This is a genomic window from Cysteiniphilum marinum (assembly GCF_014857925.1).
GTDB classification, from domain to species: Bacteria; Pseudomonadota; Gammaproteobacteria; order Francisellales; family Francisellaceae; genus Caedibacter; species Caedibacter marinus.
The window spans coordinates 200,177-219,762 of record NZ_JACYVZ010000001.1; the positions used below are offsets into that span (position 1 = coordinate 200,177).

General features: G+C 39.1%; 19 protein-coding genes. 15 read left to right on the forward strand and 4 right to left on the reverse strand.

Annotated features, from left to right (window positions below; all coding sequences use genetic code 11):
* Window positions 1–48: 48 nt before the first annotated feature.
* On the reverse strand, window positions 49–2,061 hold the full coding sequence (dnaX, locus tag IE867_RS00885) for a DNA polymerase III subunit gamma/tau (RefSeq protein WP_192482887.1): 2,013 nt from the start codon (window positions 2,059–2,061) through the stop codon (window positions 49–51).
* A gap of 149 nt (window positions 2,062–2,210) precedes the next feature.
* Between dnaX and cgtA the strand changes: the two genes are divergently transcribed.
* The 7 genes from cgtA (at window position 2,211) to IE867_RS00920 (ending at window position 8,590) form a co-directional block, all read left to right on the forward strand.
* Window positions 2,211–3,236 (forward strand): Obg family GTPase CgtA, encoded by a 1,026-nt coding sequence (gene cgtA, locus IE867_RS00890; protein WP_192482888.1) that lies wholly within the window; start codon window positions 2,211–2,213, stop codon window positions 3,234–3,236.
* Window positions 3,237–3,256: 20 nt separating this feature from the next.
* A complete protein-coding gene (locus tag IE867_RS00895; RefSeq protein ID WP_192482889.1) occupies window positions 3,257–4,630 on the forward strand; it encodes a LysM peptidoglycan-binding domain-containing protein in 1,374 nt (457 codons plus the stop codon).
* A 157-nt stretch (window positions 4,631–4,787) separates the two neighbouring features.
* Complete coding sequence (gene fumC / locus IE867_RS00900; RefSeq protein WP_192482890.1) at window positions 4,788–6,167, forward strand: class II fumarate hydratase; 1,380 nt, start codon at window positions 4,788–4,790, stop codon at window positions 6,165–6,167.
* A 64-nt stretch (window positions 6,168–6,231) separates the two neighbouring features.
* Window positions 6,232–6,474 carry an AbrB/MazE/SpoVT family DNA-binding domain-containing protein gene (locus IE867_RS00905; protein ID WP_192482891.1) on the forward strand — a complete coding sequence of 81 codons (243 nt, stop codon included), beginning with the start codon at window positions 6,232–6,234 and terminating at the stop codon, window positions 6,472–6,474.
* A complete protein-coding gene (gene mazF, locus IE867_RS00910) occupies window positions 6,468–6,800 on the forward strand; it encodes an endoribonuclease MazF (RefSeq protein WP_192482892.1) in 333 nt (110 codons plus the stop codon). Before IE867_RS00905 ends, mazF begins: the two co-directional genes overlap by 7 nt.
* A 10-nt stretch (window positions 6,801–6,810) precedes the next feature.
* Window positions 6,811–7,689 (forward strand): ABC transporter substrate-binding protein, encoded by an 879-nt coding sequence (locus tag IE867_RS00915; RefSeq protein WP_192482893.1) that lies wholly within the window; start codon window positions 6,811–6,813, stop codon window positions 7,687–7,689.
* A 163-nt stretch (window positions 7,690–7,852) separates the two neighbouring features.
* Window positions 7,853–8,590 (forward strand): MIP/aquaporin family protein, encoded by a 738-nt coding sequence (locus IE867_RS00920; protein ID WP_192482894.1) that lies wholly within the window; start codon window positions 7,853–7,855, stop codon window positions 8,588–8,590.
* A 46-nt stretch (window positions 8,591–8,636) separates the two neighbouring features.
* On the opposite strand, the gene IE867_RS00925 is transcribed toward IE867_RS00920, so the two are convergent.
* Together IE867_RS00925 and IE867_RS00930 are read right to left on the reverse strand one after the other, a co-directional pair.
* A complete protein-coding gene (locus IE867_RS00925) occupies window positions 8,637–9,182 on the reverse strand; it encodes an NAD(P)H-dependent oxidoreductase (protein ID WP_192482895.1) in 546 nt (181 codons plus the stop codon).
* Window positions 9,183–9,305: 123 nt separating this feature from the next.
* Complete coding sequence (locus IE867_RS00930) at window positions 9,306–10,493, reverse strand: NupC/NupG family nucleoside CNT transporter (RefSeq protein ID WP_192482896.1); 1,188 nt, start codon at window positions 10,491–10,493, stop codon at window positions 9,306–9,308.
* Between the two features lie 186 nt (window positions 10,494–10,679).
* Here IE867_RS00930 and IE867_RS00935 point away from each other — a divergent pair, with 186 nt between their 5' ends.
* Genes IE867_RS00935 through IE867_RS00945 form a run of 3 tightly spaced genes read left to right on the forward strand, consistent with a single transcriptional unit; the run spans window position 10,680 to window position 13,238 of the window.
* Window positions 10,680–11,291: a glutathione S-transferase N-terminal domain-containing protein gene (locus IE867_RS00935; protein WP_192482897.1), complete on the forward strand. Its 612-nt coding sequence runs from the start codon at window positions 10,680–10,682 to the stop codon at window positions 11,289–11,291.
* 11 nt (window positions 11,292–11,302) lie between these two features.
* A complete protein-coding gene (gene sohB, locus IE867_RS00940; protein ID WP_192482898.1) occupies window positions 11,303–12,307 on the forward strand; it encodes a protease SohB in 1,005 nt (334 codons plus the stop codon).
* Window positions 12,308–12,317: 10 nt separating this feature from the next.
* Window positions 12,318–13,238: a DNA polymerase III subunit delta' C-terminal domain-containing protein gene (locus IE867_RS00945; protein WP_192482899.1), complete on the forward strand. Its 921-nt coding sequence runs from the start codon at window positions 12,318–12,320 to the stop codon at window positions 13,236–13,238.
* An 11-nt stretch (window positions 13,239–13,249) separates the two neighbouring features.
* Here IE867_RS00945 and IE867_RS00950 read toward each other — a convergent pair whose 3' ends face one another.
* The gene (locus IE867_RS00950) at window positions 13,250–13,786 is read right to left on the reverse strand and encodes a septation protein A (RefSeq protein WP_192482900.1); all 537 of its coding nucleotides are present in this window, start codon (window positions 13,784–13,786) and stop codon (window positions 13,250–13,252) included.
* Between the two features lie 71 nt (window positions 13,787–13,857).
* Between IE867_RS00950 and IE867_RS00955 the strand changes: the two genes are divergently transcribed.
* The 5 genes from IE867_RS00955 (at window position 13,858) to cas1f (ending at window position 19,568) form a co-directional block, all read left to right on the forward strand.
* Window positions 13,858–14,481: an L-threonylcarbamoyladenylate synthase gene (locus IE867_RS00955; RefSeq protein WP_192482901.1), complete on the forward strand. Its 624-nt coding sequence runs from the start codon at window positions 13,858–13,860 to the stop codon at window positions 14,479–14,481.
* A 12-nt stretch (window positions 14,482–14,493) separates the two neighbouring features.
* Complete coding sequence (tldD, locus tag IE867_RS00960) at window positions 14,494–15,954, forward strand: metalloprotease TldD (protein ID WP_192482902.1); 1,461 nt, start codon at window positions 14,494–14,496, stop codon at window positions 15,952–15,954.
* 91 nt (window positions 15,955–16,045) lie between these two features.
* The gene (gene hemH / locus IE867_RS00965) at window positions 16,046–17,044 is read left to right on the forward strand and encodes a ferrochelatase (protein ID WP_404826245.1); all 999 of its coding nucleotides are present in this window, start codon (window positions 16,046–16,048) and stop codon (window positions 17,042–17,044) included.
* A 5-nt stretch (window positions 17,045–17,049) separates the two neighbouring features.
* Window positions 17,050–18,471 carry a cryptochrome/photolyase family protein gene (locus IE867_RS00970; RefSeq protein WP_203249597.1) on the forward strand — a complete coding sequence of 474 codons (1,422 nt, stop codon included), beginning with the start codon at window positions 17,050–17,052 and terminating at the stop codon, window positions 18,469–18,471.
* Window positions 18,472–18,617: 146 nt separating this feature from the next.
* On the forward strand, window positions 18,618–19,568 hold the full coding sequence (gene cas1f / locus IE867_RS00975) for a type I-F CRISPR-associated endonuclease Cas1f (protein WP_192482903.1): 951 nt from the start codon (window positions 18,618–18,620) through the stop codon (window positions 19,566–19,568).
* The last annotated feature ends 18 nt before the right edge of the window (window positions 19,569–19,586 follow it).

Genomic DNA, 19,586 nt, shown 5'->3' on the forward strand with positions numbered 1-19,586 from the left:
TCAGGAAGGGCAATTAAATCAGACACAGTTAGATGCTTTGTTAGATAATTAACCTTTAAGTTTGATATTGCTTTTATTGAGTTCAAAACCTAATTGTTCAAGGTTTTGAATCTCAGAGTCAGTCTTTAATGAGGTATAAATTTCATCGATTTTTTGTGCCTTTTGTTGTTGAATTACTTGAGCAGGGGTCACTTGTGTTACTTTTGTCGCCACAGGAGGCGTTGGTGCTTCACCAGTATGATTATTAATTGGTGATATAGCGGTAGCTGCTGAAGTAGTATTTACTGTTGATTGCTTGGTCATTTGCTTAGCAGCTGGTGCTAATGTGACGTTAGTATTTTTTTTAGCCGATGCTTGTTCTTGGTTTAAATGGCTAAAAGCAACCTTAATATTGCACCCTTGTTTAAGACTCAAGGCATCTTCAATTTTCTTAATCGCATTCGTCGTAATGAGCGCTTTAACTGAATCAGAAGTTTGTAGCGTATAGATGTTACCACTATTATCAAGCAAGCTTGAGTTTAAGACAATTTGTAATGTTGTGCCTTTAAGTCCAAGGCTCTGGCTTAGATGGTACCAGTCAATTTTACTATTTTTACTATTGTTGATTGCTGAATTAGTATCATTAACAGTCGCATCAGCCTTTGGTGCGGTGATTATATTATTCTCTGCTATTGTTTTAGCTTTTTCGGCTTTTTCGATCGTCATATGCTTGCTGTCAGATTTAGGCTCTTCGGCAATCATTGGCTTGATTGGTTCATTAAGCGTTTTGTCTTCTGTCACAAGGCTTGGTGTTACAGCTTTATCCGCAGCAGGTGGAATAATAGCAGGTTTATGCGCTTGGCTAACAGCATGAGATTCACTTGGCGTTGCAAGTGCTTTTTTAAGTGCACTTAGATCAGGCTTTTTGCTTAAGCTTGGTGTTGTTTTTGTATTTGTCTGCGGTGCTGTTTTGTTTGCCGCTTGTAATGCAGGCAGCAAATCCAGTGAAAAAGCACACAAGCGTAATAATGCCATGCCTAATCCGCATTGGGCATTTGGTGCCAGATGAAGATCTTCTTTGGCTTTTATTGTTAGCTGGTAATAAAGCTGCAATGTATCTTTAGTATAATGTTCTGATATGGTTTTAAGAATTTCATCTGAGCATGGAATGCTTGATAAATGTTGAGCATTAAAGCCAATAAGGCTTGCGTAATAAAAGCATTCTGCCAGCGCGTTTAATACCGATTGTGGTGATTTACCCGCCAGAATAATGTCATCTGAAAAGTTAATAATGGCGTTAGTATCTTCTTCTAATAATGCAATCACCAATTTATCAATCATTTTCTTATCAACAATGCCAAGCATCGTTTGCACGGCATGTGTTAGAATCTCGCCTTTGCTATAAGCAATCGATTGATCGGTTAAACTCAGTGCATCACGCATACTGCCATCAGCAGCGTGAGCAATGATTTTTAATGCGTTTTGCTCAAAAGTAATTGCCTCAAGCCCAAGGATTTCAACGAGTTTTTGCTCAATTTGTGTTTCACTTAAGTGCTTTAAGTTAAACTGCAAACAGCGCGATAAAATCGTGATGGGTAGTTTATGTGGATCAGTGGTTGCTAACAGAAATTTAACATGTTCTGGCGGCTCTTCAAGGGTCTTAAGAAGTGCATTAAAGCTGTGTTGCGATAACATATGCACTTCATCAATGAGATAAATCTTATATTTACCTTGGCTTGGCATATACTGAACATTATCAAGAATATCGCGTGTATCTTCAACCTTAGTGCGTGAAGCAGCATCAATCTCAATCAAATCAACAAAGCGGCCTTGTTCAATAGCAACACAGTGCTCACATTGACCACACGGGTGAGAGGATACACCATTTAAGCAATTCACCGATTTTGCCAGAAGGCGTGCCAATGAGGTTTTACCAACACCACGCGTTCCGGTAAAAAGATAGGCGTGATGTAAGCGATTTTGATCTAAAGCATGGATTAAGCTATTTAAAACGTGTTGTTGACCAACGACTTCGGAGAAGTTTTTAGGGCGATATTTGCGGGCTAAAACTTGATAAGACATATATGCACTTTGCTAACTCAAATTGCCAACTAGTATAACGACAACCTTGCCTAATGCACAGTGCGTTTATTGGTTTTTATACTGTACATTTTTATAAAATTCTTGGATCATAGACGGCGTAAATAGTAAAGATAATATAAAGGGTTACTGTGAAGTTCGTAGATGAGGCCGTAATTACCGTGCATGCGGGTAAGGGTGGCAATGGTTGTGTGAGTTTTCGTCGTGAGAAATATGTTCCTAAAGGTGGGCCTGATGGCGGTGATGGTGGGCATGGCGGCAGTGTGTTTATGTTGGCAGATGAGAATGTTAACACATTGATTGACTATCGTTATCAGCGTAATTACCAAGCACAAAGTGGCAAACCTGGTGAAGGCAAGAAGTGTGCCGGTAAAAAGGGTGAGGATTTATACCTTATCGTTCCCGTTGGCACGATTGCTTATGAGGCAACCACCAATCAAAAAGTCGGTGAAGTACTTAAAGATGGCGATGTGTTAAAGCTTGCGCAAGGTGGACGACGTGGTATTGGTAATGTTCATTTCAAAAGTAGTACCAATCAAGCACCAAGACAATTTACCTATGGTGAAGAAGGTGAATCTTTTGAGATTCGTTTAGAACTTAAGCTATTAGCTGATGTTGGTTTATTAGGTTTGCCCAATGCGGGTAAATCAACGTTAATTCGCGCAGTCTCTGCGGCAACGCCAAAGGTGGCGGATTATCCATTTACCACAATGTATCCTAATTTGGGCGTTGTTCGTGTTGGGCAATATGAAAGCTTTGTTATTGCAGATATTCCTGGAGTTATCGAGGGAGCTGCAGAAGGCGCTGGATTGGGTTTGAAGTTTTTGAAGCATTTAACACGTACCAAGTGTGTGTTGCATATGGTCGATGTGTTGCCGGTTGATGGCTCAGATCCAATTGAAAATTATCACAAAGTTGAGAATGAGCTTAAAAAATACAGTGAGGCATTGTACCAAAAACCACGTTGGTTAGTGCTGAATAAAATTGATCAGTTGCCTCAGAATGAAGTTGATGAAATTTGTGAACATATTTTGCAAGGCATTGGTTGGAATAAAAATGAGCCTTACTTTTTTATTTCCGGAATGAGTGGGCAGAATACCGAAAAAATGTTGCAAAAAATTATGACAATGCTAACGTCAGAGGACTCTTGGAAATAGATCCTATCAAAGGAGCTTATGTGATAAAAAAAATAACAAAAATAAAAAAAATAGTCGCATTAAGCACGGCAGTTCTCGTATTATCAGGCTGCAGTGCAATTAATCAATTCTTTAATGGTCAACAGCAAAGCGCGCCAGTAACCAATATTCCAACACAGCAAACCTATTACACGGTGCAAGTTAGTGATTCATTATATGATATATCACGTCGTTTTAATGTTACTGAAAGAACACTTATCTTATGGAATAAGCTTAAATCGCCTTATGTATTAACGCCTGGGTCAACGATTCGTGTTGGCCCTTTACCAGGTGAGAAGATTCGGCGTGATGGGCAAATGTATACTTATCAAGGTGGAGTGTTAGTGCCAGTAGGCAATAGCCCAGCAGTGACTGCTAGTTCAATTAGCACAGGCTCTAAAGTTTCAGCCGTATCGGAGTCGACCAATGTTCCTAATCAACACGCAAGTAATATCCCCGTTATTGACCCCAACGCAGCACCTGTAGCAGAAAGCCAAAGTGCACAATCAGCAGCTGTGGTAGCAACAGCGCAAGATAAAGTGATTAATCAAGATAAAGAGCTAGATATGCATGATTTAGCGCAAAACGATGATAATGTGCGTGTTGTCACACATCATATTGCTAAAAGTAAAACTGGGTTTTATATCGTGCAATCAGGTGACTCCTTGCTTGAGATTGCGGTTGCCAATGATGTGAGCTTATCTGATATTCAAGCATGGAATGATATTAAAGAGCCGAGTATGATTTATGTTGGTGAGAAATTGCGTGTTGTTGCACCTGAGCAACATTCATCAGCTAAACCAAACGCTGAGATAGCCAAAAGTGTAACACATGAGTCAGTAACAAAAGCCAAATCAGTTAAGGCTGCAACAGTTGATGCAAGTAAAACGAATAAAACAACTGAAACCAAGGCAGCTAAAGCGCCAGTAGCCACTATGGCAACACCTGCGCTAGCTGAAAAAACCAAGGCCAAACCAACTACTTCTAAAGCGTCACTACCAAGTGGTAAAACGGTTGCTGGTATTTCATGGCAATGGCCATTGAAAGAGGTGGGTAAATTTGATAAGGATGGTATTGATCAACAGCGAGAGATTGATGTCCCGCAAGGTACAAAAGCTTATGCCGCAGCCACAGGCAGTGTGCTATATGCCGGTGTTGGCATGGGTGGCTATGGGCAGATGGTGATTGTCAGTCACAAAGATGGCTATATCTCAGCATATAATAATTTAAGTAGCATTAATGTGAAAGAGTCGCAAGATGTGACACAAGGTGAGCTTTTGGGTGCGGTTGGTAAATTTAATGGTGTCAGTGCATTAGGATTTGAGATTCGTCAGAATGGAAATGTTGAGAAGCTATCTCAATTTTATGCGTTTTAATTACCCCTCACCCGTGCAGCATAAGCTGCACGAGCGATCCCACAAGGGGAGAGGTAATAGTCAATATGCAGGGCATATTGCATACATTTAATGATAGACATTAGGTAGGGGCGTATTGCATACGCCCAACAATTAATAAACACAAGGAGCCAAGTGAATGAATACACGTAAAGAAACCGATAGTATAGGCGAGATTGAGGTTGATAATAGTAAATATTGGGGTGCGCAAACCGAGCGTTCTTTAGTTCACTTCTCGATTGGGCAGGAACGTATCCCACATGAAGTCATTAAGGCGATTGCTATTTTAAAGAAGTCTGCCGCCATGGCAAATTGTGATTTGGGTATTTTGCCAGAGGATAAAAAAGCACTCATTACCCAAGTCGCTGATGAGATTATTGACGGTAAACATGAGGATCAATTTCCGCTACATGTATGGATGACAGGTAGTGGCACGCAATCAAATATGAATGTTAATGAAGTAATTTCTAATCGTGCGATTGAAATCTCAGGTGGTAAGCTTGGCAGCAAAACACCTATTCATCCTAATGATCATGTCAATATGTCTCAGTCCTCGAATGATACATTTCCAACGGCGATGTATATCTCAGCAGCAGTAGCTGTTAAGAAGACATTGATTCCTGCTGCTAAACTTATGCATAAAGAGCTTAGCAAAAAAGTTAAGAAATGGGATAAGGTTGTTAAGATTGGACGCACCCATATGCAAGATGCCGTGCCATTAACCTTGGGTCAAGAATTTTCAGGCTATGCTGAGATGTTGGCACAAAATATTGCTCGTTTAGAGTATTCGCTTATCGATGTTTATCAATTGGCGATTGGTGGCACTGCCGTGGGTACGGGCTTAAATGCGCCCAAAGGCTTTGCTGAAAAAGCGTGTAAATATATTGCTAAAATCACGGGACTTCCCTTTGTATCAGCACCTAATAAATTTGCCGTACAAGGTTCACATGATGCATTAGTTGCACTAATGGGGCAGATCAAAGTGTTGGCAAATTCATTATTTAAAATAGCTAATGATATTCGTCTTTTAAGCTGTGGACCACGCGCCGGATTTCATGAGTTATTGATTCCATCCAACGAACCAGGATCATCCATTATGCCAGGCAAAGTCAATCCAACACAGTGTGAGGCAATGACGATGGCATGCGCGCAAGTTTTTGGACTAGATGTTGCTGTGACCATTGGTGGTAGTGCCGGCTATTTAGAGATGAATGTTTATAAACCAATGATGATTTATAATATTTTGCAATCAATCAATATTTTATCTGATAGCATGCTCAACTTTAGTCGTTATTTACTTGAAAGGACTAAGCCAAATAAGAAAAAGATTGATGAGTATTTGCGCAATTCCTTAATGCTAGTAACCGCATTAAGTCCTGTCATTGGCTATGATAAGGCATCACAATTAGCGCATTATGCCGATGAGCATGACACGTCATTAAGTGAAGCAAATAAGGCATTGAAATTTTTGTCACAACAAGAGTTTAATCAGGTGGTTGATCCGTATAAGATGATTTGATTTATTGCGTTATTTGCTTTTGTGATCTACAATGTAGATACCTTAAATAACTTGGGGATAGATAATGCAGGTTTATGTGAAAAAGTGGGGTAATAGCGCGGCAATTAGGCTACCTGTTAGTTTAATGAAATCAATTTCGATAGATGTTGATTCTGAGGTCAATATTACTGAAGATAAAGGGCGTATTATCATTGAACCAGTGAAAAAGCAGAAGTATATATTAAGTGATTTGCTTGCTGAAATTACAGAAGAAAATCTACAATCTGAAATTGACTTTGGGCGTGAGATAGGTAATGAAAAATGGTGAGATATGTCCCAGATGCCGGTGATATTGTTTGGCTTGACTTTGATCCACAAGCGGGACGTGAGCAGAAAGGACATCGACCTGCATTGGTGATTAGTCCGAAAGTATACAATGCTAAAACTAGGTTAATGCTCTGCTGCCCAATGACAACCAAAATTAAGGGATATCCATTTGAAGTCGCTGTTGCCAGTGAAAAGGAAAGTGTGATATTGTCAGATCAAATCAAAAGTTTAGATTGGCAACAGCGCAATGCAAAATTTAAGGGGAGAATTTCCGTTGTTGAGTTGGAGGATGTTTGCGATAAGATTAAAGCAATTTTACCGTTTTAATGATAGTTGTTTGCTTTTTTTATTATTTGCTATTTTTGTTTTATTACCATTGCAATCACTATATGCCAATACAACTAAAGTCTTTACAGTTATCTCACTGTCACCCAATACCACAGCAATTATTCATGATGTTATTGAACTAGCAGCAAAAGAAAGTGCCAAGGATCAGGTTAATACCAAACTTATCGGTAGCATTTATTATGCCGGACAGCCTAAATATTATGAAAACTACCAGAATATTGGATCCTTTCAAGCGCTTAATGTTGAGAAGATTATTAGCTTATCACCTGATTTAGTGATTACGTGGGCGGGGCAAACGCAACCGCAAGTGATTGCTTTGCTCAAACGCTTTGGCATTAAAGTGACTGTTTTTAATGCCGAAGACCTTAAATCATTAGCAACGTCATTTGCCGATATTGGTGCAAGTATCCAATTAAAAACAGCAGGGATTGCATTACAAAAAAGTTTTTTAACACAACTTGAGGCAATCATTAAACACAAGGCTACAGCATCAATTATTAATCATCATAAACCAAGCGTGTTGTTGCAATTAGCAACACAACCGATTTTTGTTGCCGGAGGTAGCGGGATTTTAAATGATATTGTCACGCAATGTGGCGGTGTGAATGTATTTAAAGATATCGATAACGTAAGTTTCCAAACAAATATCAATGCGATTATCGAGCGCAATCCTAATGTAATCATCATGTTATCGAATATCACTAAATGGCATATTGACCAAACATTGATGTGGCAGCGTTGGCAAGATTTATTCGCTGTAAAAAATAAACACGTTTTTCAGTTGTCATCTAACGGAATCTCACAGTTTTCTCCACAAATATTAACGGGTGTCAAAAATATCTGTGATATATTAGGCGCCGCAGATTAGTTTTGTGGTGATGTATAAATAAGTTGCAACAGCTAATACCTCTCCCCTTGTGGGATTGCTCGTGCGGCTAAAGCTGCACAGGTGAGGGGGTAATAGACACTCAACTTATTTTTGATTCGTTACTTTACTATTATTCTGCAAGAAAATAACAGGAGGATGATTTATGTTACATAGTGCTTTTTTTGGAGAATTGCTTGGCTGCCTTGTATTGATACTCTTAGGTGGAGGTGTTGTTGCAGGCGTTTTATTAAAACAATCCAAAGCAGAAAACAGTGGTTGGATTGTGATTACTGCAGGTTGGGGTTTTGCGGTTATGATGGGCGTGTTTGTCGCTCAAGCTGCAGGCTCACCACAAGCCGATATTAATCCTGCGGTCACTTTAGCCAAGTATCTATTAGGAGGCGTTTATCCTTCCTTTGGTGAAGTTTTATTATTATGGATTGCACAAGTGATTGGTTGCTTTTTAGGAGCAGTCCTTGTGTGGCTTGCCTATTATCCGCATTGGCAATATACCGATAATGCGCATTTTAAGTTGATGGTGTTTTCAACTTATCCGGCAATGCGTCATAAGGGCAGCAATTTTGTCACTGAATTGATTGCAACAACCTTGTTAATTGTATTTGTCGGTGCCTTAATTAGCTATGGTAATCAATTACCCTTTGCCAATGGCTCTTTGCCTTATGTCTTTGGTTTTGCCATTTGGGGCATTGGTTTATCTTTGGGCGGTCCTACAGGTTATGCGATTAATCCGGCACGTGACTTAGGTCCCAGAATTGCACATGCTTTATTACCCATTAAAGGCAAAGGCTCAAGTGACTGGAGCTATGCATGGGTACCGATATTGGCACCCCTAGCAGGAGCCGTTCTTGGATTTGTGTTGATTCGTTTATTTATGTTTTAGGATGTGCTAATAGCGTTTGGAAATCTAAAATGTTTATTTAATACCTTTAGTTGGCTACTGCTTTATGAAGCAAATTAATGGAGTTGATTAAATCAAGATGCTTTTTATTATCCATAATTTTGTTTTCATCTTTACTGAAGTTGTCATAGAAAGATTCTAAACTAAAAGAGCTAACTAATTTGCCACCCCACCAAGGAATAAGACTTAATAAGGTTGATAAGGAGGTCTTTCCGCCATTTTTACCTGGAGATGTGCTAAATAATGTAATGGGTTTGTCGCTAAGTATTTTTCCCTCAATTCTGGAGATCCAATCAATGGCATTTTTAAAGATTGTAGGCGGTAAGCCATTATGTTCTGGACAGGCTATGAGAATGGCATCACATGTGTTTATCTTGCTTTTGAGTAGTTTTGCATCATTTGGAATACCAATATCATTTTCTATATCGATGCTATACAGCGGGAGGCAATAATTTCTGAGGTCAACAAAGTCAGTATGGCAAACATTAGATAAATGCTTTTCTGCAATAAGTGCTAGTTGTTTATTTATTGAATTTTTGCTACTGCTTCCAGATATAATTAAAATAGTTTTCATGACGCCATGTTCTCCACTCTGCGTACTGTTATTTCTAGATTAGAATAATAACCAGTGGCTTGGAAAGCAACCATAGAGTTGGATGTGACAATAAAGACTTTTGATTTTTTAAATACTCTAAACTTAGATAACCAACCCAGCAATCAACGCTGACAAGAAACTCACCATAGTAGCGCCAAAGACTAAGCGCCAGCCGTGGCGTGAGACAAATTTAGCACGCTCGCCATTTAAGGCAGCAACGGAGCCGACGATAATACCAATCGAGCCAAAGTTCGCAAAGGACACTAAGAAGATCGAGATAATTGCAACGCTATGTGTTGAGAAGTGTGTCAATTGATCTTTTAATGACAACATCGCAACAAACTCATTAGAAACAAGCTTAGTTGCCATAATGCCACCGGCTTGAACGATCTCATTGCCTGGAATGCCAAGAAGCCATGCAATTGGCGAGAACACATAGCCTAAAAGGGTTTGGAAACTAATACCAAAGATGCCGTTAAAGATACCATTTAACATTGCCAATAATGCGATAAAGCCGATAAGCATCGCACCAACAATAATAGCGACTTTGAAACCATCAAGAATATACTCGCTAAGCATCTCAAAGAAAGCTTGCTTTTTATCAGCATGCAAGCTCATATCTTCAAAGCTCTGCTCTTTTGAATAGTCATATGGGTTGATGATATGCAAAACAATAAAGGTGCTCAGCATATTTAAAATCAAAGCAGCAATGATGTATTTAGAATCTAGGATTTGCATATATGAGCCAACTATACCTAGAGACACGGTTGACATTGCCGTGGCTGCCATCGTGTACATTCTGCGCTCTGAAATCTCAGATAGAATATTCTTATAAGCAATAAAGTTTTCAGACTGTCCCAAGATCAGTGAGCTTAAGGCATTGAAAGATTCAAGTTTGCCCATGCCGTTGATTTTGGATAAAAGCCAACCGCCACCACGGATAATAAGTGGTAAGATTTTAAGGTATTGCAAGATACCAATTAAAGCTGACACCAAAACAATTGGCATTAATACATTAAAGAAAAAGACGAAATTTTTAGGTACGACCGAACCAAAGACAAACTTGGTTCCTTCCATCGCGTATTGCATAACATGATCAAACCCACTTGAAATGACGCTGATAATGTCAGCGCCAACAGCCGATTTTAATAAGAAATAAGCGACAATAATTTCAATAATAATCAGTTGAATAATAAATCGTGCTTTAATGTTTTTACGATTCATGCTTGTGAGATATAGGATCACAGCAAGAATGATCAATGCGAGTAAAAAGTGTAAAATTTTTAGCATCGTGTGCAGACTCCCTCTTTAGTTTCTTTTAATTTCTTGTGGTTGAATTTAGACAAACGGGCGCATCTTAATACTTTTGGATTAAAATGTCATGTAATTTAGGAATTTCAAATTGAAGCAATTGACCAACTAGGGCAAACCATTTACCATTGTCTATCATTTTGTTTTATAGATAATAACTGTTTCATGTATATCACACTTTTTATAAAAAAAGATTGCCCGTATTCGCATAGCGCACGCATTGCCTTGGAAGAAAAACGTATGAGTTTCAAGGTGGTTGAGTTAGATGAGGTCATTGATAAAGAAATGATTTTAGAATTAAACCCTGAAGGAACGTTACCGATTTTAAAAGAGCGTGACTATGTCATTTATGATCCTGAGGTGGTGATGCTTTATATTGATGAGCGTTATCCGGCACCTTCACTGTTGCCAAACTATCCGGTTGAGCGTGCACGTACACGTCTAGCGATGACACGAATTGATCGCGAGTGGTATTCATTGCTTAACTTTATTTTGTGTGGCACGGATCAGAAAAAAGTTGAAGAAGCTAAAGTAGCATTGGTTGATAGCTTTAGAGCTATTGAACCGATCTTTTCAGAGAATGAATTTTTTATGTCAGATTCAATGACTTTAGCAGATTGCTCATTGGCGGCATTGTTGCATGCATTACCAGCGCAAGGCATTCCTTTGGATGAGTCATTAGGGGATATCACCAAATATGCCGAGCGTATTTTCGCGCGTGAGTCATTTCAACGCACCTTGCCAAAACAGGTTAAGAAAGTTTACCGTCGTCACTAGGAGTTCATCGTATGTGGGCAGACCATGCCATTAATTATTTGTTTTTCGTGCTTGAGGCAGCAACGATTGTTATTGCTATTGTGATTGCCTTTGGGTTTATCTTGGCTTTGTCACTAAAGGGTAAGGCAGGTAACAAAAAAGGGCAGCTCGTTGTTAAGTCATTAAATGAAGCCTATCAACAACGCCAAGAGCAGTTAGCGCATGAAGTGCTGAATAAATCAGCATTTAAAAAAATGCATAAGGCAAATCAAGAAAAGCTAAAGCTTGCACACAAAGCGCAGCATGATGATTTGAGTAATGTTTTTGTCATTGATTTTAAGGGTGATATCAAAGCCTCGCAAAGTGAAGCTTTGGCAGAAGAAGTCAATGCTATTTTACAGATTGCCAATAAAAATGATGAAGTGGTTATCCGCTTAGAAAGTCCAGGAGGGGCAGTTAATGGTTACGGTTTGGCTGCCGCGCAATTAGCACGCATCAAAGCGGCTAATCTGAAGCTAACCGCAGTGATTGACCAGGTTGCCGCCAGTGGTGGCTATATGATGGCATCAGTTGCTGATACGATTATTGCTTCACCTTTTGCCATTGTGGGCTCGATTGGTGTCGTGGCACAATTGCCAAATATCCATCGGTTGCTAACAGATAAGGGAGTTGATGTTGAGCTCCATACTGCGGGTAAATACAAACGTACTTTGACAATGTTGGGTGAGAATACCGACGAGGGGCGTGAGAAATTTAAAGAAGAGCTTGAGGTGGTACATAAGCTTTTTAAAGAGCATATTGCTCACTTTAGACCGAACTTGGATATTGAGAAAGTGGCAACAGGTGAGTACTGGTTTGGACAGTCTGCTTTGGAACTTAATCTAGTTGATGTGCTTAAAACAAGTGATGCTTATCTATTGGATAAATACCGATCAGGATCATTAAAGTTGTTCCATATCGAATACAAAACAAAAAAATCAAAACTCTCGAGTATGTGTCACAGTGTATTGAAAGTCTTTCAACGCGTTGGACCATGAGTGCCAATAGATGTCTGATATTGATATAAGTGTTTTTCATGCTGATTTTATTGAGCAAATCAAAGCATCATTAGCGCAAAATCGTTTAGCACACGGAATTTTGCTGAATAATATTGATCATTTGCCACTTGAGTCGTTACTGACTAAACTCACGGCGGTTTTATTAGGGCATGATATTGTAGATGATCTGGCGACAGCTGCGGATGTTTTTTATCTCAAAGCAGATGATGGACAAATCAAGATTGATCAGATCAAAAATCTATTAGAAGGTATCTATCTAACAAGCCATGGTGCTAAAGCTAAGGTGATTGTCCTATGCCCATTGGAAGCCTTAAATACATCTGCTGCCAATGCATTATTAAAGAGCTTGGAAGAGCCGCCAGAGAATACTTATTTTCTGATGACAACCAATCAATTGCAGTGGATCATGCCTACATTGCGATCGCGTGTTCAAGTGTTTGATCTGGCGTTAACATTGGAACAAAAGAAAGCTTATCTGACACAAAAGTATCAAATGAAGGATGAGGATATTGCCAAAGCATTAGCGATTAGTAAGGCGGATCTTCGGGTGATTGATCGCATTAAGACAGATAAGAGTTTCTGGCAATTACGCAAAGAGCTAATACAAGTCATTCAAGGACAGTTATCGCCCTTAGCATTAAGCATTGATATCAATGCCTATTATCAAGATGCGATTTATTGGTTAACCAGTTTACTGATCGATGCTTATTATTATCGTTTGGGTTTATCACAAACCATGCCAACACAAGAGCAAAAGGCGTTATTAGAGGGATTGATTAAACGCTATGATCATATTGCGTTATATGGTTTTTATCAGCGGCTACTAAAGCTTAAAGCCTATGAGGGTAAGCATTATAATGTCAACAAGCAGCTAGCTATTGAGAGTTTTTTGATAGAGCTATGTGCGTAATTTAAGAGCGATTATTTTTTATGATCAATATGCTTGGCAAGAAAAATACCTTGACCAATAACAAAGACAAAAGTAATCCCAAGCATACCAAAGAGTTTGAAGTCGACCCAGATATCTGTTGAGAAATTATAAACAACAACGAGATTAATCGCGCCTAAAAACAAGAAAAATATACCCCAGATATTATTAAGGCGTTTCCAGATTTTTTGTGGCAATTCAATGCTTTCTTCCATCAGGCGTTGAATGATAGGCTTTTTCATTAAATAGGTTGAGAAGATAAAAATCACACCAAATAGCCAATTGACAATGGTGACTTTCCATTTGATCAATGCTTCATCATGGAAGTAAACAGTAGCACCTCCCAAGATTAGCACCAAGACAAAAGTCACAACATGCATCATCGACACTTTGCGATAGCGGATAATTTCATAGGTTAGCTGAATTGCCGTGGCGATGATGAGTGCCACCGTTGCAGTATAGATGTTATACATTTTATAGACGACAAAAAAGATGATAATAGGGAAAAAGTCAAAAAGCAGTTTCTTCATATTCTCTCCAGAGAGGGTTAGTGGTACACTTAGCACAAATTTTCGCGACCAGTATAAAGTAAGAAGCTGCTATGAGCCAATACATTGAAATAAATCCTTACTCATCGAATAAGGCAGTCTTAGCAGAAATTGTTAATGCCTTAAAAGATGGCAAGGTGATTGCTTATCCGACAGACTCAGGCTATGCATTAGGATGCAAGATGGGCTTGAAAAAACCGTTGCAGCAAATAAAAAAGATTCGTGATTTGAATGATAAACATAATTTCACGATTATTTGTCGTGATTTATCTGAGATTTCGCAATATGCCAAGGTCGATAATAGTGCTTATCGTTTGCTCAAAAGAGCAACGCCTGGAGGATACACCTTTATCTTGCAGGCAACGAGTAAAGTGCCGGGGTTAATGTTAAACAAAAGCAAAAAAACCGTTGGTATTCGTGTGCCAGATCATCCAGTGCCTTTGATGCTAAGCGAGGCTTTAGGCGAACCGCTATTAAGTACCACCTTTATCTTGCCAGATCAGGATAATGCACTTGTGTATAGTGAAGACTTTGCCAATGAGTCCTGTGCGCAGATGATTGATTATATTCTTGAGTCGGATTATTGTGGTTATGAACCAACAACGGTTATTGATATGACCGAAGTCCCTGTCGAAATATTGCGTGTTGGCAGTGGTGATATCAGTATATTTGAATAATTTAGGAAGAAAATGCAGGATCAATATTACAATATTATTAATGAACAGTTATTACAGCCGTTTGATTTAAGTTTGGAAAAATTAAAAGGCTTATTGAACTTATTAAGCCAAAAGCGAATTGATTTTGGTGATTTGTATTTGCAAAAGATTATTTCTGAGAGCTGGATGCTCGATGATGGCGTTGTTAAACATGGCAGTTTTGGTATTGAGCAAGGCATTGGTGTGAGAGCCGTATTTGATGGCGAGACAGGCTTTGCTTATGCCGATGATTTGCATCTGAACACCATTGAGAAACTCATTAAAACCGCACTTTATTTATTAAAAGACAGTACTAATCCCTATAAGGTTGAAAAACTTAACACACCACACATCATTCGCCATTATCCAGCATTGTCCCCATTGGATAGCATGCCTGCGGAAGATAAAATTGCACTGCTTCATCAAATTGATGCTTATGCTAAATCATTAGATAGTAATATCGAGCAAGTCACCGTTTCCATTGCCTCAAACATGGAGATGGTATTGATCTTAAATACCGATGATTTGTGTGTGATGGATGTAAGACCGTTGGTGCGTATGAATGTTAGCTTGATTATGGTTGATGGTAAAAGCCAAAACAGTCAAAAACGTGAAAGCTTTTCAGCCGGTGGCGGTGGACGCTATGACTATCATTACTTCACTGAGCATAACTTATGGAAGTCTTATGTTGATGAAGCGTATAAGGGCGCTAAAACTAATCTTCAGGCAAAGCCCGCCCCTAGTGGTAAAATGCCAGTGGTGCTTGGATCAGGTTGGCCGGCAGTACTTTTACATGAAGCGGTAGGGCATGGTTTGGAAGGCGATTTCAATCGCAAAAAAAGCTCGCATTTCTCAGGAAAAATTGGGCAGAAAGTTGCCTCCGAGAAATGCACGGTAATTGATGAAGGCTGTATTGCCAATCGTCGAGGCTCACTTAATTTTGATGATGAAGGCACTCCAACTCAGAAAACGGTGTTGATTGAAAACGGTATTTTAAAAGGTTATATGCATGATCGAATTTCAGCGAAAGCCTTTGGCGTATCAGCAACAGGTAATGGCAGAAGACAATCTTATGCGCATTTACCATTGCCTAGAATGACCAATACCTATATGTTGCCAGGTGAGGATACGCTTGAGGATATGATCCAAAGTATTGACTATGGTATCTATGCGACTCACTTTAATGGTGGACAAGTGGATATTACTTCAGGGCAATTTGTATTTGTAATGGATCAGGCATATTTGATCAAAAATGGTAAAATTATGCATCCAGTCAAGGGTGCATCTTTGATTGGCCACGGTCCGGAAGTGATGCAAAAAATCTCGATGGTGGGTAGTGACTTTGCTTTGGATAAAGGCATTGGCGTTTGCGGCAAGGATGGACAGTCTGTACCTGTCGGTGTTGGGCAAGCCAGTTTAAAGATTGATGAAATAACAGTTGGTGGCTGTGAATAGAAGTGTATAACCTTAGTAAATAAACACCTTGTAAATGGCTAATTAGCCTTGTGTTGGTTGAGCAATTCATAATGCAGATAAAATGGATGAGATAAAGAAGATGAGCAATAAAGGAAAGACAATAAGTAACGCTAAAAAAGCAATACTATTGGTTAATTTAGGAACGCCTGACTCATATCAAGTCAAAGATGTGCGTAAATATCTTAAAGAATTTTTGTCTGATCGGCGTGTGATTGAAGCATCTTCATTCATTTGGCAACCCATTTTGCGTTTGTTTATTTTGCCATTTCGTTCTCCTAAAACCGCTAAGCTTTATCAAAGTATCTGGTTTGAAGATAAACAATTATCACCTTTGATGTATTACACACAAGCTCAAGCACGTAAACTCGCCGATAAGCTAGATAATGAGGTGATCGTTGATTTTGCAATGCGCTATGGTGAGCCATCGATTAAAGCAAAGATTGAGGCGTTGAGTATTCAAGGTGTTACTGAAATTACTATTGTGCCACTTTATCCGCAGTACTCAGCCACAACAACGGCGTCTGTATATGATGAGGTTTTTCGTGTGCTGCAAACAATGCGTTATCAACCTAATATTGTCGGTATTGCTCCTTACTATCAGCATCCTGCTTATGTTGAGGCATTAAAACACAGTGTTTTAAGTTATCTGGAGACAACCGATTTCACGCCAGATGTGCTGTTACTATCATTTCATGGTATTCCACTGGAGTGTGTGCAAAAGGGTGATCCGTATCAAGCGCATTGCTTACAAACCTTTGAGCTCCTTAAAAGTGCACTGAGTGAAACAAAGCTAGATATTCAACTATCTTTCCAATCTCGCTTTGGACCGAAAGAATGGCTTAAACCATATACAACAGATGTGTTGGCAAATCTCGCCAAAGCGGGCAAAAAAAATGTGCTAGTAATGGCGCCAGGTTTTGCCTCTGATTGCTTGGAAACGTTGGAGGAGTTAAAAGAGACGGAATGTGAGACATTCTTAAATGCCGGTGGTCAGCATTATGCCGTTATTCCGTGCTTGAATGATTGTGATGAGCATATTGAGATGTTGAAAAGCATTATTGGTGAGTAATATCGATGATGCTGCAAAAACCAGAAGTTCTTCTTTGGTTTCGCCAAGATTTAAGAATTATCGACAATCCAGCGCTTAATGCAGCACTCAAAAGTGGTGTGGTTCTGCCGATTTATATTCTTGATGATAATGCTGCACAAGATTGGCAAATGGGTGCAGCGACTAAAGCATGGCTTCATTATGCATTGCAATCCTTAAACCAGACACTTCATCATAGATTACAATTTTTTATAGGTGACCCTTGTCAGATTATTATCGAGCTTATCAAACGCTATGATATTAAGCAGGTATTTTGGAATCGCTTGTATACACCATGGCAAGTCACGCGAGATAAACATATTAAAGCGCAATTGAAAGCAGATGCGATAGATGTGCATAGTTTTAATGGTAGTTTATTATGGGAGCCGTGGGAGGTATTAAAGAGTGATGGTGAGCCTTACAAAGTCTTTAGTGCATTTAAGCGCCAAGCACTGCAAGTCATGCCACCAAGAGCACCATTAGATGAGATTAAAGATATACAAAACTGCTTAACTGAAGTTCAAGCAAGTAATAGCAGTTTAGCTGATTTGAGTTTATTACCTCAGCATGAATGGTCAGAGAAGGTATTATCACATTGGCAAATCAGTGAGAAGGCAGCGTATGATTATTTAGCAACCTTTGTTGAGCATCATTTACATGATTATCAGCATAATCGTAATATCCCAAGCTTAAACGCAACATCTAAGCTTGCACCGTTTTTACATTTTGGGCAAATATCGCCACATGTTATCTGGGATAAAGTGCGTCAGAGAAAATGCGATAACGATAATAAACAGACCTATTTATCAGAGATTATATGGCGTGAGTTTAATTATGCATTGCTCTATCATTATCCACAATTAAGTGATCACAATTGGCAGCAAAAGTTTGATCATTACCCATGGCAAGATAATCAGAGATTATTAATCGCATGGCAACAGGGTCAAACAGGTATTCCAATTGTCGATGCGGGAATGCGTGAGCTATGGCAAACGGGGTTTATGCATAATCGTGTCAGAATGATTGTTGCGTCATTTCTAACAAAAAACTGTCATATTCACTGGCGCCATGGTGCTAAATGGTTTTGGGATTGCTTAGTTGATGCCGATTTAGCCAATAACAGTGCCAATTGGCAATGGGTGGCAGGAAGTGGTGCTGATGCTGCACCTTTTTTTCGCATCTTTAATCCAGTTACTCAAGGGCAAAAGTTTGATGGCGATGGTGAGTATATTCGTCGCTATTTATCTGAATTAAGTCAACTGCCGAATAAGTATTTGTTCTCACCGTGGTTGGCACCTGAGGATGTTTTAAAACAAGCGGGTATCACTCTTGGTGAAGATTATCCTTATCCGGTTGTTGATCTTAAAGCCTCAAGAGAGGAAGCGTTGGCTTACTATAAAAATTTGTAGTTTTAGCGTGTTTAAAAGTCTATTTGTAAGGTAAAAAAGTTCATCATCAATTTTTTTAAATTTAAGGTCGATTTGTTTATTGACATAAATGCTTGGGGCAAATATAAAGGCTTTTGGGTATAGGGAAATTTAAACCAAGGAGCATAATGGAAGCATTAACCGATCTTAAAGCAATATTAACGTCAAAGCGTGCTAATTTATATTATTTAGAACATTGCCGAGTGATGCAAAAAGATGGTCGAGTTTTGTATTTGACGGAAGCGGCAAAAGAGAATCAATATTGGAATATTCCAATTGCTAATACCACTGTAATTCTTTTAGGGACAGGGACTTCAATTACTCAGGCTGCAATACGTATGCTTGCTTCGGCTGGTGTTTTAGTTGGTTTTTGTGGTGGTGGAGGGACGCCATTATTAATGGCAAATGAAGTAGAGTGGTTAACGCCACAAAGTGAATATCGCCCCACAGAATATGTACAAAGTTGGTTGGGATTTTGGTTTGATGATAAAAAGCGTTTACAAGCAGCAATCACTTTTCAAAAAATGCGCTGTGAGTTTATAAGAAGAATATGGCAAGATGATGTTGAGATCTCTGGATTTGGTTTTTCGTCAAAGGTGCTATTAGCTGAAGTTGGCAAAGTTGAGGAGCAAATTCAAGCAGCTAAAGACATTCAAAGTTTATTTAGCATCAAAGCACATTTCACTAAGCTATTGTATAAACAGGCCGCAGGCTTAGCCGATATTGAGTCTTTTAAACGTGATCGTAATATCGCCGGTGACTTAGCTAATAGCTTTTTAAATCATGGGAATTATTTAGCTTATGGATTGGCAGCAACTACTCTGTGGGTGTTAGGTATTCCTCATGGTTTTGCAGTGATGCACGGTAAGACAAGAAGAGGTGCTTTGGTTTTTGATGTGGCTGATTTGGTTAAAGACGCAATTGTATTGCCAATGGCATTTATCAGTGCTAAAGAAGGGATGACTGAGCAAGAGTTTAGGGGAATCTGCATCAATAAATTTACAGATCATAAGGCGCTTGATTATATGTTTGAATGCGTTAAAGAGGTTGCATTATATGATCACAGCAAAATTTTATAAAAAAACACAGCATGATAC

What these genes read in the sequence shown, in the direction of transcription:
- dnaX (WP_192482887.1), bottom strand. Translation starts at nt 2,061, where the DNA reads ATGTCTTATCAAGTTTTAGCCCGCAAATATCGCCCTAAAAACTTCTCC.
- fumC (WP_192482890.1), top strand. Translation starts at nt 4,788, where the DNA reads ATGAATACACGTAAAGAAACCGATAGTATAGGCGAGATTGAGGTTGAT.
- IE867_RS00905 (WP_192482891.1), top strand. Translation starts at nt 6,232, where the DNA reads ATGCAGGTTTATGTGAAAAAGTGGGGTAATAGCGCGGCAATTAGGCTA.
- mazF (WP_192482892.1), top strand. Translation starts at nt 6,468, where the DNA reads ATGGTGAGATATGTCCCAGATGCCGGTGATATTGTTTGGCTTGACTTT.
- IE867_RS00920 (WP_192482894.1), top strand. Translation starts at nt 7,853, where the DNA reads ATGTTACATAGTGCTTTTTTTGGAGAATTGCTTGGCTGCCTTGTATTG.
- IE867_RS00925 (WP_192482895.1), bottom strand. Translation starts at nt 9,182, where the DNA reads ATGAAAACTATTTTAATTATATCTGGAAGCAGTAGCAAAAATTCAATA.
- IE867_RS00930 (WP_192482896.1), bottom strand. Translation starts at nt 10,493, where the DNA reads ATGCTAAAAATTTTACACTTTTTACTCGCATTGATCATTCTTGCTGTG.
- IE867_RS00935 (WP_192482897.1), top strand. Translation starts at nt 10,680, where the DNA reads ATGTATATCACACTTTTTATAAAAAAAGATTGCCCGTATTCGCATAGC.
- sohB (WP_192482898.1), top strand. Translation starts at nt 11,303, where the DNA reads ATGTGGGCAGACCATGCCATTAATTATTTGTTTTTCGTGCTTGAGGCA.
- IE867_RS00945 (WP_192482899.1), top strand. Translation starts at nt 12,318, where the DNA reads ATGTCTGATATTGATATAAGTGTTTTTCATGCTGATTTTATTGAGCAA.
- IE867_RS00950 (WP_192482900.1), bottom strand. Translation starts at nt 13,786, where the DNA reads ATGAAGAAACTGCTTTTTGACTTTTTCCCTATTATCATCTTTTTTGTC.
- IE867_RS00955 (WP_192482901.1), top strand. Translation starts at nt 13,858, where the DNA reads ATGAGCCAATACATTGAAATAAATCCTTACTCATCGAATAAGGCAGTC.
- tldD (WP_192482902.1), top strand. Translation starts at nt 14,494, where the DNA reads ATGCAGGATCAATATTACAATATTATTAATGAACAGTTATTACAGCCG.
- IE867_RS00970 (WP_203249597.1), top strand. Translation starts at nt 17,050, where the DNA reads ATGATGCTGCAAAAACCAGAAGTTCTTCTTTGGTTTCGCCAAGATTTA.
- cas1f (WP_192482903.1), top strand. Translation starts at nt 18,618, where the DNA reads ATGGAAGCATTAACCGATCTTAAAGCAATATTAACGTCAAAGCGTGCT.